This window comes from Dolomitihabitans soli (assembly GCF_022213955.1).
In the GTDB taxonomy this organism is placed as follows: domain Bacteria; phylum Actinomycetota; class Actinomycetes; order Streptosporangiales; family Streptosporangiaceae; genus Streptosporangium_A; species Streptosporangium_A soli.
The window spans coordinates 41,024-57,208 of the sequence record NZ_JAKNTW010000030.1 but is presented as its reverse complement, the minus strand read 5'-3'; the positions used below and the strand labels follow the sequence as shown (position 1 = coordinate 57,208).

The 16,185-nt window shown below is 69.3% G+C and carries 9 protein-coding genes; 1 reads left to right on the top strand and 8 read right to left on the bottom strand.

Annotated elements, in window-relative coordinates; translation table 11 throughout:
- Nucleotides 1-38: 38 nt before the first annotated feature.
- From MBA17_RS38835 to MBA17_RS38815, 5 genes are all read right to left on the bottom strand, one after another.
- Nucleotides 39-815, bottom strand: coding sequence for a tyrosine-protein phosphatase (locus MBA17_RS38835; RefSeq protein ID WP_238502675.1), 777 nt, complete (start codon nucleotides 813-815; stop codon nucleotides 39-41).
- A gap of 65 nt (nucleotides 816-880) precedes the next feature.
- Complete coding sequence (locus tag MBA17_RS38830; RefSeq protein WP_238502674.1) at nucleotides 881-2,890, bottom strand: glycosyltransferase family 2 protein; 2,010 nt, start codon at nucleotides 2,888-2,890, stop codon at nucleotides 881-883.
- Nucleotides 2,891-2,960: 70 nt separating this feature from the next.
- Entirely contained in the window at nucleotides 2,961-4,100 is a 1,140-nt protein-coding gene (gene glf / locus MBA17_RS38825; protein WP_238502673.1) for a UDP-galactopyranose mutase, read from the bottom strand.
- Between the two features lie 3 nt (nucleotides 4,101-4,103).
- Nucleotides 4,104-5,897 carry an ABC transporter ATP-binding protein gene (locus tag MBA17_RS38820; protein WP_238502672.1) on the bottom strand — a complete coding sequence of 598 codons (1,794 nt, stop codon included), beginning with the start codon at nucleotides 5,895-5,897 and terminating at the stop codon, nucleotides 4,104-4,106.
- Nucleotides 5,894-7,609 carry an ABC transporter transmembrane domain-containing protein gene (locus MBA17_RS38815; RefSeq protein ID WP_238502671.1) on the bottom strand — a complete coding sequence of 572 codons (1,716 nt, stop codon included), beginning with the start codon at nucleotides 7,607-7,609 and terminating at the stop codon, nucleotides 5,894-5,896. The genes MBA17_RS38820 and MBA17_RS38815 overlap by 4 nt, the downstream gene beginning before the upstream one ends.
- Before the next feature lie 91 nt (nucleotides 7,610-7,700).
- Here MBA17_RS38815 and MBA17_RS38810 point away from each other — a divergent pair, with 91 nt between their 5' ends.
- Nucleotides 7,701-8,966 carry a hypothetical protein gene (locus tag MBA17_RS38810; RefSeq protein ID WP_238502670.1) on the top strand — a complete coding sequence of 422 codons (1,266 nt, stop codon included), beginning with the start codon at nucleotides 7,701-7,703 and terminating at the stop codon, nucleotides 8,964-8,966.
- 134 nt (nucleotides 8,967-9,100) lie between these two features.
- Here MBA17_RS38810 and MBA17_RS38805 read toward each other — a convergent pair whose 3' ends face one another.
- From MBA17_RS38805 to MBA17_RS38795, 3 genes are all read right to left on the bottom strand, one after another.
- Nucleotides 9,101-14,470, bottom strand: a complete 5,370-nt coding sequence (locus MBA17_RS38805; RefSeq protein WP_238502669.1) for a condensation domain-containing protein — start codon at nucleotides 14,468-14,470, stop codon at nucleotides 9,101-9,103.
- Entirely contained in the window at nucleotides 14,463-14,693 is a 231-nt protein-coding gene (locus tag MBA17_RS38800; RefSeq protein ID WP_238502668.1) for an acyl carrier protein, read from the bottom strand. The genes MBA17_RS38805 and MBA17_RS38800 overlap by 8 nt, the downstream gene beginning before the upstream one ends.
- Before the next feature lie 98 nt (nucleotides 14,694-14,791).
- Complete coding sequence (locus MBA17_RS38795; protein ID WP_238502667.1) at nucleotides 14,792-16,129, bottom strand: condensation domain-containing protein; 1,338 nt, start codon at nucleotides 16,127-16,129, stop codon at nucleotides 14,792-14,794.
- Nucleotides 16,130-16,185: the final 56 nt, after the last annotated feature.

Sequence of the window (16,185 nt, the reverse complement as noted above, 5' to 3'; positions counted from 1 at the left end):
CCGGGGGTTCACCGGCGCGTGAACGCGCGGCAGACCTCTCAGTCCAGGAGTTTGGCGCGTATCGCCTCCGTGTCGGAGCCGGTCCAGCCGTGTTGTGCGAGCCAGCGCAGGACGCCGCCGTCGCGGGCGTCGAGGACGTTGAAGAAGCGCTCGATGTACTGCGCGCGAGGCAGGTGCTCGCTCGCCGACCGGGGGTCCAGATCTGCTCGGTAGGTGTCGCTTCTGCGGAGCCGGGTCAGAATCCGCTCGAGCCGGTCCGCTGTCGCGAGGTAATCCTCGATGATCGCCGCGCGGTCGGCGCCGGCGATTTCGAGCGCGAGCGCGCACAGCACCGAGGTGCGGTCCTTGCCCGCGGCGCAGTGCACGATGGCCCCGCCGTCCTCGGACGCCATCGCGCGCAGGGCGCTCACCACGGAGTCCGGCCTTTCCCGCAGGTAGGTGTAGTACAACCCGGTGACACGCCGGTCGGCGTCGCCGTGGCGTTCGTGCCAGGGCAGCACCGGGTTGACGTCGACGGCATCGGTGTCGGTGCGGGTCCCGCCTTCGGCGAACAGCGTGTGGTGATGAATGGTCATTTCGGGCACGGCCGTCAACGGACCCGGGCCTTCGAGCGTCACCTCGCGTCCTGAGCGCAGGTCCACCACATGCCTGAGCTTCAGCTCGCCGACGACCCTTGCCACGTCCCCGGGCGTGAGTTCCTGGAGGTTGTCGGATCTGATGATCCGGCCGAACTTCGTCTCCCCGCCGTCGAGAGTGGCCAGCCCTCCCAGATCCCGGACGTTGACGGCGCCTTCCAGCTCGATCCACCTGTTCATCTCTGATCCTCCGTGTAGGGCAACGTGAAAAACGGCTGCTCAGGTGGCGCGGTGGTCCGCTCGGATCAGTCGGCTCGGCGTCGCCGGGATGCGATGACGCGCCGGAAGTAGTCGCCGAGCCGGGGGACGTGAGCGTCGAAGGTGAAGTCATCGCGGTGCCTGCGCATGTTCGCCGTCCGCTCCTGGATCAGCGCTGAGTCGTGAAGCTGCGCACCGAGATGTGGAATGCCGCTGAACGGGACGTCAACGGCATACCTGCGGGCGAGATTGCGAATGGCCGACGTCGATCCGTTGTGCGAGTCGGCCAGGATCCACGGCAGACCGGCCGCGGCGTAGCTGCTCAGCCGTCCGGGATAATTGAGGTCGGGCCAGCTGGCGCCTCTCAGTTCGCCGTGGTTCACGCTGTCGAAGACGTGCAGCCAGCCGGCATCGTACTGAGACAGCTCGGACACCCACTGCTGAGGCTCGACGGCCGGGTGCAGGTGAACGTAACCGCCCGCCACTCCCTTCGGGATCGATTCCCCGGCCAGTTCGTGATAGGCCTGACCATAGATGTGGACGTGGATTCCGGCTTCGGCGAGCTCCTTCCATTCGTCGACGTCCTTTCGCCACATGCCGGCGCACACGGTGTGCGCTTCGCCGGTCCGCTCGGAGAGCTTGGGCCGGAATTCTCCGTGGAACCAGTCGCGGGGCGGCATGTCGCCGTCCATGATGAGGTCCTCGCCGCTGAACTGAGGAATTCCGCGCAGGGCCAGCTCGAACCAGGTCCGGCACTCGTCGTTGATGAAGATCCGGCCATCGCTGCGGGACATGAGACGGACGAGTCCGGGCCACAGGGCATGTTCGATGGCGTGCCCGGGACTCTCCTTGAAATGCCAGACGAAAGGAGCGTCGAGTCCGGCGTCCATGACCTGCTCGGCCAGCGGAATCGACGACCAGTTGAGCCCGGCGTAGATGACATCGGGCCTGAAGTCCGCCGCCGCGCGACGCCAGTCGCCGGTCGCCGGAATATCGCGGATGTGTCCCCAGGGAAAAGGCCCGGTGGCCATCCACAGGTCCGGATCGGGATGCCATAGTCCGGCCAGTTCGTGACCGGCCTGCTCCAGCACGAGCAGGCGCTCGGGATTGAAGCCCAGATCGCCCACGACCAGGATGCGCAGACCCGTGCCGGCGGTCTTCGCGTGACCGGGCGGCGGCGAGTAGCCGACGTCGGACCGTCGCTTCTCATGGACGGGCCGTCCGCACCAGGGGCGCCAGTCCAGGTATTGCCCGGCAGGGACACCGTAGAACGAGCGGTAGCGTGGCAGGCCGCCTACCGGCCACCCGTATCTGCCGGGTGTGCCGCCGATGATGCGGTGATGCTGCAGGGGATGCTGCACCCACTGGCAGGTGGTCTTTCCGGCGTACCGGAAGGTCGCTCCAAGGCGGATGAGCCGCCGCCATTGGTCCGCCTCGATGGCGTCGGAGACGTATTCGTCGCGCGTGGTCCACGGGGACTGCTCCTCGGAATCCCTGCGGTGCATCACCTGGACCATCGCCAGGGTATTGCCGCTCTTGAGCGTGTCCAGCCAGCTCACCGGAGCCGGGGCGTTGAGGGTCTCGATCTCGTGGCCGATGACATCGTCGCCGCGAAGGGTGGCCGCGCCCATGCGGGAGGCCACGAGACCTCGGTTGAAGGCGATGTGCACGCCTCCGTAGGCGATGTAGACGCGGGGACTCTCTTCGAGCACCGCGACCAGCCTCTCAAGATGATCGGCATGGTAGATGTCATCGGACGGCAGATAGGAGATGTACGTGCCGGTGGCGTGGCGCGTCGCGAGGTTCAGCGCCGCCCCGAGGCCGAGATTCCGCTCGTTGCGCAGATAGGTCACCCGGTCGTCCCAGACCTCTTCCAGGAGGTCGTGCAGGAGTTCGTGGGTACGGTCGTGGGAGCCGTCATTGACGATGACGAGTTCCCAGTCGCGGTAGGTCTGGGCGCGCAGGCTTTCGATGGCTCGGGGAATGAAGGCTTCCTGCTGATACGTCGGCATGAGAACGGAGACTTTCGGCAGGCCGGCGGCGGCGGGATTGCTCATGAGGTGAAGGCTCCCCTTTCCGGTGCGCGTGACCGCGCGTTTTCGGCTGGTGATGGTCGATGGCCGGCGGTCAGGATCGCGGGCCGGTGAGGTGCGGAAGCAACCGCGTTTCGAACAGGTGCAGTGCCGACGCGATGGCCATGTGCATGTCCAGATACTGGTAGGAGCCCAGCCGGCCGCCGAAGAAGACGCCCGGCTCCTTGCGGGCCAGCTCTCGGTAACGGCGCAGCGCCTTACGGTCCGCAGGCGAGTTGATCGGGTAGTACGGCTCGTCCTGCGGACCCGCGAAGCGGCTGAACTCCCGCATGATCACGGTCTTGTCGGCCGGATAGTGGTCGCGCTCCGGATGGAGATGCCGGAACTCGTGTATCCGGGTGTAGGCCCTGTCCAGGTCGGCGTAGTTGAGCACCGATGTGCCCTGGTGGTCTCCGACCGGTACCACCTCGGTCTCGAGGTCGAGGGTGCGCCAGCCGAGCCGGCCCTCCGAGAAGCCGAAGTACCGGTCTATGGGACCTGTGTAGACGACGGGAACGTGATCGGCGATCTCGCTCCTCATCTCGAAGAAATCCACGTTCAGCCGGACGTCGATATTGCGGTGATCGCACATGCTTTCCAGCCACGTCGAGTAACCGTTGGCGGGGAGCCCTTCGTACGTATCCGAGAAATACCTGTTGTCGAAGGTGAAGCGAACGGGGAGCCGTCCGATGGTCTCGCCGGGCAGCTCGCGAGGGTCCGTCTGCCACTGCTTGACCGTGTAGTCGCGGATGAACGCCTCGTACAGTGGCCTGCCGATCGTGGAGATGGCCTTGCCCTCCAGCGTGCCGATGTCGAGTTCTTCGTCCCTCTGCGTGCTGAGCAGGGCACGGGCTTCGTGCGGTGTGAGCACCCTGCCGAAATAGCTGCAGATGGTGCCCAGGTTGATCGGCAGCGAGTAGACCCTGCCCCGGTGGACGGTGAAAACCTGGTGCCGATAGTCGGTGAAGTCCGTGAATTTGCTCGCGTACCGCCACACTCGCTCGTTGGAGGTGTGGAAGATATGCGAGCCGTAACGATGGACCTCGATGCCGGTCTCGTCATCGACTTCGCTGTAGGCGTTACCGCCGATATGCGAGCGGCGATCGATCAGCGCGACCCGCAGGCCGAGTTCCGACGCGCATCTCTCGGCGACCGTCAGTCCGAAGAGCCCCGCGCCGACGATGAGGATGTCCATGCACTACTCCAGACCAGGTGTGTGGTTGCCATTGCCGGTCCGGCCGCCGTGGTAGGCCTCCCAGAGCCGGTGGTACGCGCCTTTTCGGGGAAGGAGTTCGTCGTGTGTGCCGATTTCCACGAGCCTGCCGTCCTCCAGGACCGCTATACGGTCGGCCCGGCGTGCGGTGTGCAGGTGGTGCACGATGGAGACGACCGTGCGGCCCGCCAGGAAACGCGTCAGGGCTTCCTCGGTTCCGCGGACGGCCGACGGGCTCAGCATGGAGGTCGCCTCGTCCAGCACGAGCACCCTGGGGCCGGCCAGCAGGATGCGGGCGAGGGCGAGTTGCTGGGCCTTGTCGGGCGGAAAAGGGCCGTGGGCTCCGTTGAGCCGGGTATCGAGTTTCTCCGGCAGCTGCGCGGCCCAATCCGCCGCTCCCACGGCGAAAAGGGCCTCTTCGAGTTCCGCGTACGTGGCGTCGGGGGCGGCGATGCGCAGGTTCTCGGCGAGGGTGCCCACGAAGACGTGGCTCTCTTGGGTGGTGAGCATGACTTGGCGGCGCAGTGACGGAAGCCCCAGGTCGGCCAGCGGGATGTGCCCGAGTTTCACGCTTCCCTCGGTGGCGACGTCGACCCCGGCCATGAGGCGGGCGAGGGTGGTCTTGCCCGCTCCCGTGGGGCCGACCAGCGCGAGGTGCTCGCCGGGGCGCAGGTCGAGGTCGATCCCGTGGAGGACCTCGCGGGCGGCGGCGTCGTCGTAGGTGTAGCGGACGGCGCTGGCTTCGAGCAGGGCACCGGCCGGGACACGCCGTGTCTCCTTGCCCGGTTCACCGGTCGGCATGACGCCGACGAGCCGGGCGAGGCAGGCGCCGCCGGTCTGCAACTGGTCGAGGCTGTCCACGATGTTGATCATGTGCAGGGCGAGGGTCTGCATCAGCAGCGCGACCGTGGTGACGGTGCCGAGATCGGCCTGCCCGGTCCGGATAAGGATCAGTCCGAGGATGAGGGTGGTGAGCGTGGGCAGCAGCGAGCAGAGATCAAGGGTGGGGAAGAGCGCGCCGCGCAGCCGTATCGTCCGGTGAAAGGCGGCACGAGTGCGGGTGATCTCCTCTTCGAGGCGGCGGGCCCGGCGGTGCCGCCAGCGCAGGGTGTCGATGGTCCTGGCGCCGTCGGCGCTCTCCGCGACGACGGCGTGCATGGCGGCCTGCTGGGCCATGAGCGCGCCGAACGCTTGCGGATAGCGGGCGAAGTACCAGCGTACGGCGGGCACGAGGATGGGGAACACGATCAGGACGGTGACCGTGAGCAGCGGGGACACCGCGAGCGAACCCACCAGGAGGACCAGGACGGTGGTGGCGTTGACGAAGAAGGTGGGCAGCGCGTAGCGGAAGGTCAGCCCGACCTGATCGGCGTCGGCCGTCACCCGGGAGAGCAGATCTCCGGTGTCGAGCTTTTCCACGGCCGTCAAGGGCAAGGTGAGCAGCCCGTCGAGGAAGTCTTCACGCAGGCGGTTGAGGAGCCGTTCGGCGAGCAGGAGGACGGAGCGTGCGGCCCACCAGGAGAGCAGCGTCTGGGCCAGGAGGAAGATGCCGCCACCGAGAGCGCTGAGATTCAGCTCGCGCAGCAGATCAGGGCCGGCGCCGACGTGGACCTCGGTCGCGATCAGGGCCGCCATCCCGCCGAGGACGTTCGGCAGGCCGAGGGCGGCGAGAGCGGCGGCGACGTTCAGGACCGCGGCCGTGGCGACGGAACGGGGCTCACTCCGCAGGAGGGCGCGGGCGTAGCGGCGAACCCGCTCCGGCTCCGCGGTGGCTCTCACCGCTTCACGCAGTCGCGGTAGGGCCGGTGCCGGAGCAGCTCGGCATGGGTGCCGCGCAGGACCTCTCCGCCGTGGAAGACGACTTCGTCGGCGCTGGCCAGGAGCTGAGGAGAAGAGGTGGCCACCACGGTGGTGCGGCCGGCGCGGTGGCGGGCGAGCCGGGCGGTGATGCGAGCTTCGGTCCGGGCGTCGACGGCGGTCGTGGGACGGTCCAGGAGCAGGATGTCGCTGTCGGCGAGCAGGGCGCGGGCGAGGAGCAGGCGCTGGAGCTGGCCGCCGGAGAGACCGCGGCCGCGCTCGCCGAGGGTCATGTGCGTCTCGTACGGCTGGTCGGGCGGGGGGTCGAGGTCGATGTGAGATGGGTCGAGCCCGACGATGTCGAGGGCGGAAGCGGTGTGCAGGGCGCGGACGATCTCGTCCGCGGAGCGCCGGCCGTCCACGTCGAGCTGCTCGTGAAGGTCGCCGCTGAAGAGGTGGGCGTCGTGGTGGAGCAGATGGATGTGGGCGCGGACCTGTTCCATGGAGAACTCGGTGAGCGGAACTCCGGCGAGCCGGCCCGCCGGCTCGGTGTGCCTGGCCAGACGATCGAGTACGGCGGTCGCGCGTTCCGGGGACTCGTCCACCATGGCGGTGAAGCGGCCCAGGGCGATGGTGATCCCGCTCTCGGGATCTCGCAGCTCGCCCTGGTAGCGGAAGGGCCTCGTGCCACGGGTCTCGATGGTCGGCTGGGCGGTCAGGAAACCATGGATGCGCCGGGCGGCGACCCGGGCGTGCGCGAAGTGGTTGATGCCCATGATGGTGGTGCGCAGAGGACGTACCAGCAGGGTGAGATAGCCGAAGAAGGCGATGAAGACGCCCGGGGAAATCTCTCCCGCGACGGCCTTGTGGGTGCTCCACAGGACCACGACGAGCAGCAGGATGCCGGGCAGCAGCACCTGCGCGCCTTCCAGGACGGCACGCGAGCGGGCCACGGCCTCGCCTTCGCGTTGCAGGTCGCGGGAGGCGGTGCGATAGCGGCTCGCGAAGTATTCCTCTCCGCCGAGTCCGCGCAGGACCCGCAACCCGGTCACGGTGTCGCCCGCGAGGGTGTTGGCCGTGGCGATCCTTTCGCGCTGGGCGCTCTTCTGCCTTTCCAGCGAGCGGAAGGTGGGACGCAGGCACAGGAGCATGATGGGCATTCCCAGCAGCACGGTGAGGGCCAGGTCGGCCGACTGCATGATGAGCAGCGTCACGGCGACGCCGTAGGAGAAGAGGCTGCCGCCGAGCAGACCGATATAGGCGATGAGATAGCCGAAGGTGACCGCATCGGCCGAGGTGATGGAAACGATGTCGCCGGTGCTGAAGCGGCGGCCGGTCTCACCGCCGAGCCGCATGATCTGCTGCAGTATGGCGCGCTCCGTGCGGATGATGCCGTCCATGCGGGCCAGCTCCAGCACCGTCCAGGCGCCGTAGCCGCTGATCGTCACCACGGCGATGACGCCGACGAGTGTCATGACCCAGCGGGTCAGCTCCCGGCCGTCCCCGATGCCGCTCTGCAGTGCCTGACCGACCAGGTAGGGAACGAGGATCTGAGCGCCGAAGAACAGGCAGTACAGAAAGACCAGGAGCAGAATGCGATATCGCTGCGCGTCCAAGAGCCACCCGAAGACGGCGCGGACGGGACCATGGGCCGGTGCGAAGTTCGGCAATGGCTCCGCGGCGCTGTATGTCATATCCAACTCCGTCTGGCTGTTATTGATGGCGTCATGATACGCTGCGCAAAATGATTTAGTCGGTGTCGACGGCAAAATGGAGAGATAAGCCTTGGCATATCGGAGTGCCGGTCGGCTGCGTTATCGGCGAATAATCCAGGAATATGTGTCCGGCGCGTCCGATCTCGCTGAAAGTTTTGTTTTCGCGGACGCGGCGGTCCGGAAGGCGATTCCGGCCCGTGACCGGAGAGAGGCGGTGATACTCGATGTGACCTGCGGTGTCGCCGGGCCGATTCTGGTCACCTACACCACCTGGGTGCTGTCCGAGGCACGCCGCGCCGGTCTCCGGCGGCTCCGGTTCTTGTCGAGAGAAGGGCAGGTTCTTTTCGAACTCGCCCGTATCCTCGCGCCCGCGCTGGGAGCGGACCTGGATCTGGAATATGTTCATGGGAACCGGCTGACCTGGAACCTGGCCGCAGCGGATGCAGGGCGGCTGGGAAAGGAGTCATGGCTCTTCAACGGCTTGATGGAGTTGGGCCCGGCCGAACTGTGCGCGCGTCTCAAGCTGCCTGCCCGATTCGTGCCGCTGCTGGTGTCCTCGGGATTCACGGAAGACGGGTCCTCCGGTCCCGAAGCGCGGGCGTCGGCCCTGCGCGAATTTCTGGGCCTGGAATCCGTCATGGCGGCGGTGTCGGGAACCATCGGTGCCGCGCGAAGCCTGCTGGCCGAATATTCCGCGCAACACCGGCTGCTCGGCGCGGCGACCGGGATTGTGGACACCGGATGGGTGGGTCGCCAGGTCGAAGCCCTTATCACCGTAGGCGACGTGCCCAAGGAGGATCGACCGCGGGTGTTGTTCTGGGGGTATCAACCGTCATCACCCGTTCAGGCGAAGAACGCCGACATCTTCAGCGCGTACATGTACAACACGGTGACCGGGCAGGGGACTCTGCTGGCTGATGCGCCATTCGTCATGGAGATGTTCTGTACGAGCGATCACGGCACCCTCGTGGAGTATGTTCGGGACTCGGATGGGCAGGTCGTGCCTATTCTCGCCTCGTCGCGAAACGCGGCCGCCGAGGAATGGGGATTAGGTTATTACCGGGGCGCCTTGGTCTGCTTCGCCGAGGCGGTGGCGCAGCGGTGTGTTCACTGGGATCAGGATCTCCGTTCATTGGTCCGCGGTCTTCTTGAGCTGTTCTGGCATCACCCCACCGTCGACGAGGCCGTCACCTGGGGCGGTTTTCCCTACGAATTAACCTCGGACGGGTCCGTCATCACCTCTGTGGCGCGTCCGATTCTCGATCCAGGTGAACGAGCGCGGGTGGACGATCCTCCATGGCTGGCGGGATCTCTCATTTTGGGCGACCTCGCGTGAATCGGTGCGATGTGCGGCCGGCCCGATGGCCTGCATTTCCGGGCGCACATTTATTCTATCCGGACGGCGGCGGTCGGGTCTATGGTTCGGGTTGGTTTCGATGAGTTTCATGACGGGGGTCGTCCGTACGGGTTTCAGTCGAATGCGGCGAGAATGTCTTTCGTTATTTCCGGCGTCACCGTGGGGTCCAAGGTGATGCACTGAATAGCGGCGGATCCGTCGTTCTGGGCGGACACGCTCACCTGTGCGGAGAAATGGAACAGGTCACGCGCTGCGAGCTCATGGACGGCTGACAGCGGGGGCTGCCGGCGCGGCCGGCGGAAGGTGAAGGCGAGGGCGTTGTCGTTCCATTGCGGCCAGGTGGCGGCCGTCGCCCGAATGACCGGCAAAGGGGTTGTCGTGGCGGCGTGGACGGCGTGGGCGAGGGCGGCGAGTTCCTTGTCTCTTATCGGAATGGGTTGGAAATACCACAACAGGCCCAAGGCGTAGTCCGCGTGGGGAAGGTCGATGTCTCTGCCGTTGACCACCAGATACAGGGTCTCGACACCGAGATGCCGCCATGCGGCTCGACCGGCGGCAGCGGCCAGCGCCGCGCGCAGGTCCGTCCCGTGGCGGCTCGCCCAGGCGTGGGCGCGGCTGATGCGGGCGGCGGGTGTCTCGATGGTGCGGACGGCGGGAAGGGGGGCGGCGGAATCGCGGGCGGGGAGCGGTTCCACGTTCCGCGCCTGTCCGAGGGCACGTTCGTAGGAGACGTGTTTGCGCAGTGCGGTGCGGTCGGGCAGGTAGTGCGCCGGCGTGGGGAGGTCGGCGCGGCCTTGGTGCCGGGCGAAGCGGTCGATGAGGCGCAGCAGCCGTTGATTGCTCGGGCCGTCCATCAAGGCATGATGCGTCTCCATTCCGAGGAAGAACTCGTGGTCGCCGGGGAAAACGGTCAGGTCTGTCAGCGGCCCGCCGTGCCGCGCCGCCGCGGGGTCGATCAGGTCCGGGCCGTTCAGCCAGGCCAGCGCATGGTCACGACCGCTGCCACCGGTGTGGATCTGCAACGCTCGATCTGCCGGCAGCCACACCTGCTCCAGTTCTCCGTCACGGGTGCGGAAGCGCCGCCGGAAGGGGTCGAAGGCCGGCAGGAGGCGGGACAGCGTGCCGATGAACGCGGCGACGTCGGACACGCCCGTGACGGCCAAGAGCTGGCGGGGCAGGTAGACGCCCGAGCGGACGCCGGCGTGGTGCAGCATCAGCTGCTGCATCGTGCTGACCGGCAGGGCCTCCTCGGTGAAGCGGCGGGCGGGACGCGCCGGTGCGAGGTGGGGCGGTGCGGGGCGCGAGTCGGCGGTGTCGAGGGCGTCGTCGAGCGCGGCCAGGAGGTCCGCGGCGTGCGCGGGGGCGTACCGGTCGGGGTCGTAGTCGATGACGGCCTCGATGTGCCGCGGCCCGGGACGCAGCGACAGCGTGGCCTGATAGGGCAGCGCCGGCGAGCCGGTGACGGCCCGCGCCAAGGCCCGCAGACGGTCGGCGAGGAATTTGGCCGCCTGCGGGCGGAGCGGCTGTTCGACGATGTCCAGGGCGAACCGTCCCACCTGCGAGCCGAGATCGGCCCGCCCCGACCAGCGCAGCGCGCCGTAGCCGAGGCCGGAATCGGGGACTTCGTCGACGCTTCGCCGGCACTCTTCGATGGCGGCGGCGCTGAGCGGGGCATGCTCCAATGCGACCGGATGATGCACCGCGACCCATCCGACGGTGCCGCTGAGATCCATGGCCGGCAGCGCCAGGCGGCCATTGCGTTCCAGGTCCACCACACTGGCACCGGGACCCTCCACCGCGTACAGGGCATGGCCGAGCGCGGCCAGGAGGGTGCGTGACGGCTGAGCGGAAGCCCGCCTCAGGCGCTCCCGTCCGGCGGTGATGAGGCGGACGGAGCGCTCACGATGCCGCGACCGGGCGGCGAAGCCGGAAGTGATGCCGCCGCCCAGGACACGCCGCCACTGATCGGCGTCCAGATCGAACGCGCCGAGGTCGCGCTGCGCGGCGACGGTTCGCGCGTAGGCCGCGAACGTGTGATCGACGGTGGCCGGACCCTGATCACGTGGGCTGCGCAGCAGCCGGAGCAGACGGTCCTCGATGACATGCCAGGACCAGACGTCGACCACCAGGTGATGGGCGAGCAGGAGGAGCGCGCCCTGGCCGTGCGCGTCCCGTATGGCCAGGGCCCGGAGCATCACGCCCGCGAAGGGATCGAGCTCCCCGTGAAGGGCGGCGATGACGGCGGACAGTTCCGGGTCGCCGACGCCCGCGTCGACGGAGGTCACCACCACGGGAGCCTCTTCGCGGGGGATGAACCGCCGGCCCTGATCGTCGAAGCTCGCCCGCAGCAGGGGAGTTGCGGCCACCAGGTCGCGCAGCGCCCGCTCAAGGGCGCTGGTCGCGGGCAGGTCGGTGAAGGCGATCACGTGACGCTGCGCCCAGGCGCGCGGATGGTCTGGTGCGAGCGCCTGGAACCACTCCTGTGCCGGCCCCAGCGGGATGTGCCGCTCGGCGGGTGAGGGCACGGTCTGGACGGTCTCGTCCGAGCTCCGCAGGCCGTACAGGCGCGCCAGGTCGGAGTAGCGGGGATACGCGTAGATGTCGGCAGGCGTGAGTTCCAGGCCCGCGCCGCGGGTGAGACGGACCAACCGCAGTACCGTCAGGGAGTCGCCGCCACACTCGAAGAACGAGTCGTCGGGGCCTGGGGGAGCCCCGATGACCTCGGCCCAGCAGCGGCTGAGCACATCGTCCTCGTACGCGCCCGTCGCGTCGTGACCGGTGGGCGGGCGAGGCAGGTGTTCGCGTGGCAGCGCCGTCTCGTCGACTTTGCCGGTCGGCCGGCGGGGCAGGCTGTCCAGGGCCACGATGTGATGGGGCTCGGCGGCGGCCGGCACCCGATCGCGCAGCGCCCGGCGAAGCGCGGCGATGTCGGTGCAGCCCTGCACGAACAGCGTCAGTACGGTCCGGCCGGCCTCGAAACGCGTCGCGGCGAGATGCGCGTCGCCGCACAGGCCGCTGGCGAGGGCGGCGGCTTCGACCGCCTGCGGTTGCACCCGGATGCCGCGCACCTTGACCTCGCGATCCAGCCGGCCGCTCACGACGAACTGCCCATCCGGCGTAAGCCAGGCCACGTCGCCGGTGTAGTAGACGCGCTCGGATGAGCCGAACGGATCGGCACCGAACGAGCGTCGCGTCAGTGGTTCGTCGTCGAGGTAGCCGAGGGCGATGCCCGTTCCCGACAGCATCAGCTCGCCGGGCACGCCCGGCGGCGCGCCGGCCGCGCGATCGATGACCACGCGCGCCCCCAGGCCGCGGATCGCCCGGCCGATGGGCACGGGGTCGGCGGGGTGGTGCAGTTCGGCGACGATGGCGGTGACGGTGGCCTCCGTGGGCCCGTAGATGTTGAACACCCGAGCGTTGGGAAAGGCCCGCACGTCGGCCGCGACGCAGGCGTCACCGGCGGTGGCGATCATGCGCAGGCCGGGGAGGTTCTCACCGGCGAGCAACCGGAACAGCATGGCGGGCAGGAAGGCATGGGTGACCTGGTGGGCGCGTAACCGGTCGGCCAGCGGCGGGCCGCTGACGGGGTCCGCGTACACCAGGGTGGCGCCGGTGAGCAGGGCGGTCGCCACGTGGCATATCCACGGGTCGACCGTGGGCGGCGCGATCAGCAGCACCCGGCTGCCGTCCGTGATGCCGTAGCGGCCGGCCTCCCCTCGTACCAGATTGTTGAGAGCCTCCCGGCTGACCACCACGCCTTTGGGCACGCCGGTCGAGCCGGAGGTGAAGATCACATACGTGGGGGAGCCAGGACCGAGGGGCGCGGGCGGGGCCGCTGGGCGTCTGGAGCCGGCGGGTTCGAGGCCGTCGGCGGTGAGGCGGGCGGCGACGGGCGTCGATGCCGTCGAAGGCGGATCGGCGGGGGTGTAGACGGCGCCGAGTCGCAGTACGGCGATGAACGCGGCGATGCGGTCGAAGGTGGGCAGGTCGTGCACCACCACGAGGTCCCCGTGGCCGACGCCGGCCGCGCGGAGCCGTTGTGCGAGGTCGTGGACGCGCGCGAGAAGATCGTGCGCGCTATGGGGGCGATCGTCCACGAGCACGATCCGTGCGCCGTCGGCGGTCAGGCTCCGCAGGATGTCGTCCTCGAGCGACGCGAACGGGTACGGCGGGCTGGGCGTCGCGAGCGCCGTGATGCGCGCGCGCACCGAGGGCGGCAGCAGTTCGTCGCTTCCGCACCGTACGTCCGGATCGGACTCCAGCCCCGCGAGCGTGGCGTCCATCGTCTCGCCGACGCTGACGATGAGCGGGGACAGGGGACTGGTGGGCCCGGTGCGCACGTGCAGGTGCACGCTCCCGTCGGGCTGCTCGCGGGCCACCGTGGTCAGGCACGCGACCTGGTCGGTGCTGCGGAGGGCGATGGGGGTGACCTCGGCATCCGGCAGGGCGAGCGGGGCGGCGGTGAAGGGTTGCATGATGAAGGCGGTCGCGTCGCTTCTGCCGGCGCTCAGGGGCACGCCCAGGTCGTCCAAGGTGTCGAAATCGACGACGGCGTGCTGGCGGAGCCGTAGCAGGTCGCGGGTGACGGTGGCGGCCTGCCGGCCGATGGGACGGGCCCAGTCGTGCCGGATCCGCAGCGGCAGCAGGGCGGTCAGTTGGCCGAAGGTCTGCAGCGCGTCGATGTCCCTGGTGTCGACCGCCACCTCCGTACTGATGTCACCGGTGCCCAGATGGCGGGCGACGGCGTGCGAGTGCGCGGCCAGGAGGGCGCCCGCCATGGTGCTGCCCAGCCTTCCGGTGGCGGCCCGGAGCCGCGCGGTACGGCCGGGCGGCAGGCTCAGCCGGAACTGCGCCGCGCCACCGTCGGCGGGGGGCGGCGTGGCGGGGTCGAATCCGGCGAAGGCGCTTGTCCAGTAGGCACGGCTCCCGGCGCCGGGCCGCGTAGCCGACAACACCGCGGCGTAGGAGGTGCGTTGAGCGGCGGACCGCGGGCCGTGATAGTGGGCGGACACCGCCTCGTGTAACAGCGCCAGCGATCGGCCGTCCGCCACGATGTGGTCGAAGACCTCCAGGACGATCCACTGATCCTCGTGGACCCGCCAGATGTGCACCTCGCCGACAGGCCCGCGCCGCAGGTCGAACGTCGCCGCCGCGTGCTCCTCCAGCCGGCCGAGTAGGGCCGGGCCGGGCCGCCCGTCCACCAGTGGCCTCGTAGGGCGCAGGTCGGCGCGGCGCAGCCGGAAGCGAGGCGTGGAGTGCACATGCCAGGAGCCGGCGGGCACGTCGCCGCTCCAGCGCATTCGTAGCGCATCGAAGCCGCTCAGCGCCTGGACGTAGGCGGTGGCCAGACGCTGTTCGTCCAGGGCGCCGGAGATCTGGAAGGCGCTGGTGCACGAGAGTCCGCCGGGGAGGGCGGCCCGACCGGCCAGGAGCCGTTGCTGGGCGGGATGGGGCGCGATGCCCTCGAGGGCAGGCTCAGACATCGGTGCCTTGTTCGGTGCGTTCGCGAATCAGGACGGCCAGTTCGCGGGCCGTGGGGTGGTCGTAGACGTCCACCGGGTCGAGGGAGACGCGGTATTCGCGGAAGAGGGCGCCGATGATGCGGACGATCTGGATGCTGGTCAGCCCATGGCTGAGGAGATCGCCGTCGGGGGAAAGGTCGGCGATGATGATGACGCCGCAGATCTCGCTGATGCGACATGCCATCTGGTCTGTTTCCCGGAAGCGGTCGCCGCCGGGCCCGGCGGCCATCGGGGTCGTGGGGGTGTCGATGGTCGATGCTCCTTGTGATGAAGGCGAAAGGGTCACGCCGGTTCGCTCAAGGCCTGGGCACGGGCGAGGAAGTCGGTGACGAGACGGCCGGCCGCGGCGGCGTCGCCCGCTCCGGCCCTCCAGACGATCCGCCCGTCGCCGGCGTGCCCGGCGGCCGCCGGGGCCAGGAACACCGTCACGTCCGACTTGGCGGCACTGTCGGGAGGAGGCAGCGGCGTCCAGCGGACGGGGCCGATCCGCCGGTGCGCGTGGCGATTCTCGAACGACAGCACCGCCTGTGCGGGGCCGCCCAACGCGGTGTCGCAATCGGCGAGCGAGGCATGCGCGCGGGCGGCGGCGAAGGTGACGGACCGCTGCCATCGGCCGATCGCCTGCCGTGGCGTCAGCGCCGGATCAGGGGCCTGGGCGAGCACCGGAACGAAGGCGACGTAGCAGCCGACGACGTCGGCGTCGGCCGCTGTGGTACGGCGGGTCATGGGAATGTGCAGCGCCAGCCGGGGAGGACGGGCGCGGGCCGCGAGCGTCTCCGACAGCGCGGTTCCGTAGACGGCGGCGACGGGGACGGCCAGGGCCGCGGCCTGGGCGGCGGCCGCGGTGCTCAAGGACTCCGGGAGGGCGAAGCGCAGCGGCGGCGCCGAGGCCGCCGGAGGTCCCGCCGTCGCGGGCAACGTGCCGAGCCCGGCGGCGCGCAGCTGCCTGACGATCTCCTGGGCGGCCTGCCGAGCGGCCTCCTGCGCGTGGGGGGCGAGGCTGCCGGCGGCCCAGCGCGCGTACCGCCGGTCGTGGCGCTCGGGGACCGCCCGCTGCGCGATCCGGCGGAACAGCTCGCTCCACAGCAGGTCGGTGGCGTGCTCATCGAGCAGGACATGATGGGTGACCAGGGTGCAGACGGCCTCGTGACCGCCGGCCGGCGCGACAGGGGGCAGCCGGAAGACGATCAGCCGCGTGTACGGGGTGTCGGAGTCGAACAAGTTGACGACCCGGTGGCGTTCGGCGCTCAGCCGCTCGGCCACGGCCAGGTCCGCTTCCGGCGAGCTCAGGCTCGACACGTCGACCTGTTCGATGACGAAGGGAGGGACGCCCGAGCCAGGCTCGGCGCGGACGTCGATCTCGAAGGCGGAGTCCAGGTCCAGCCGCCAGGCGAAGACGTCGTGGCGGGCCAGCGTCGCGCGGGCCGCGTCGAGCAGCGCGGCCCAGGAGGGGATGCCATGGGCGCGCACGGAACTGAGCAGCGTGTAGGCGCTGGGATCGCCGGCCGTGGCTTGGGCGCTCAGGATCGCCAGCTGGACGGCGGACAGGACACGTGCGGTGCCGTCGAAGGTGCGGTCCGCTTCGAAGGCCGTCAGGCGTTCGTCGGCGTCGCCGGTCATGGTGCTCGCCTCCTTCGGAGGAAAGGTGGCGCCGGCGCCACCGAGCCGGGGGACGG

Bases quoted from the DNA above. Each gene is read 5' to 3' on its own strand.
- glf (WP_238502673.1), bottom strand. From the start codon at position 4,100: ATGGACATCCTCATCGTCGGCGCGGGGCTCTTCGGACTGACGGTCGCC.
- MBA17_RS38800 (WP_238502668.1), bottom strand. From the start codon at position 14,693: ATGGCATGTCGCATCAGCGAGATCTGCGGCGTCATCATCATCGCCGAC.
- MBA17_RS38795 (WP_238502667.1), bottom strand. From the start codon at position 16,129: ATGACCGGCGACGCCGACGAACGCCTGACGGCCTTCGAAGCGGACCGC.
- MBA17_RS38805 (WP_238502669.1), bottom strand. From the start codon at position 14,470: ATGTCTGAGCCTGCCCTCGAGGGCATCGCGCCCCATCCCGCCCAGCAA.
- MBA17_RS38830 (WP_238502674.1), bottom strand. From the start codon at position 2,890: ATGAGCAATCCCGCCGCCGCCGGCCTGCCGAAAGTCTCCGTTCTCATG.
- MBA17_RS38815 (WP_238502671.1), bottom strand. From the start codon at position 7,609: ATGACATACAGCGCCGCGGAGCCATTGCCGAACTTCGCACCGGCCCAT.
- MBA17_RS38835 (WP_238502675.1), bottom strand. From the start codon at position 815: ATGAACAGGTGGATCGAGCTGGAAGGCGCCGTCAACGTCCGGGATCTG.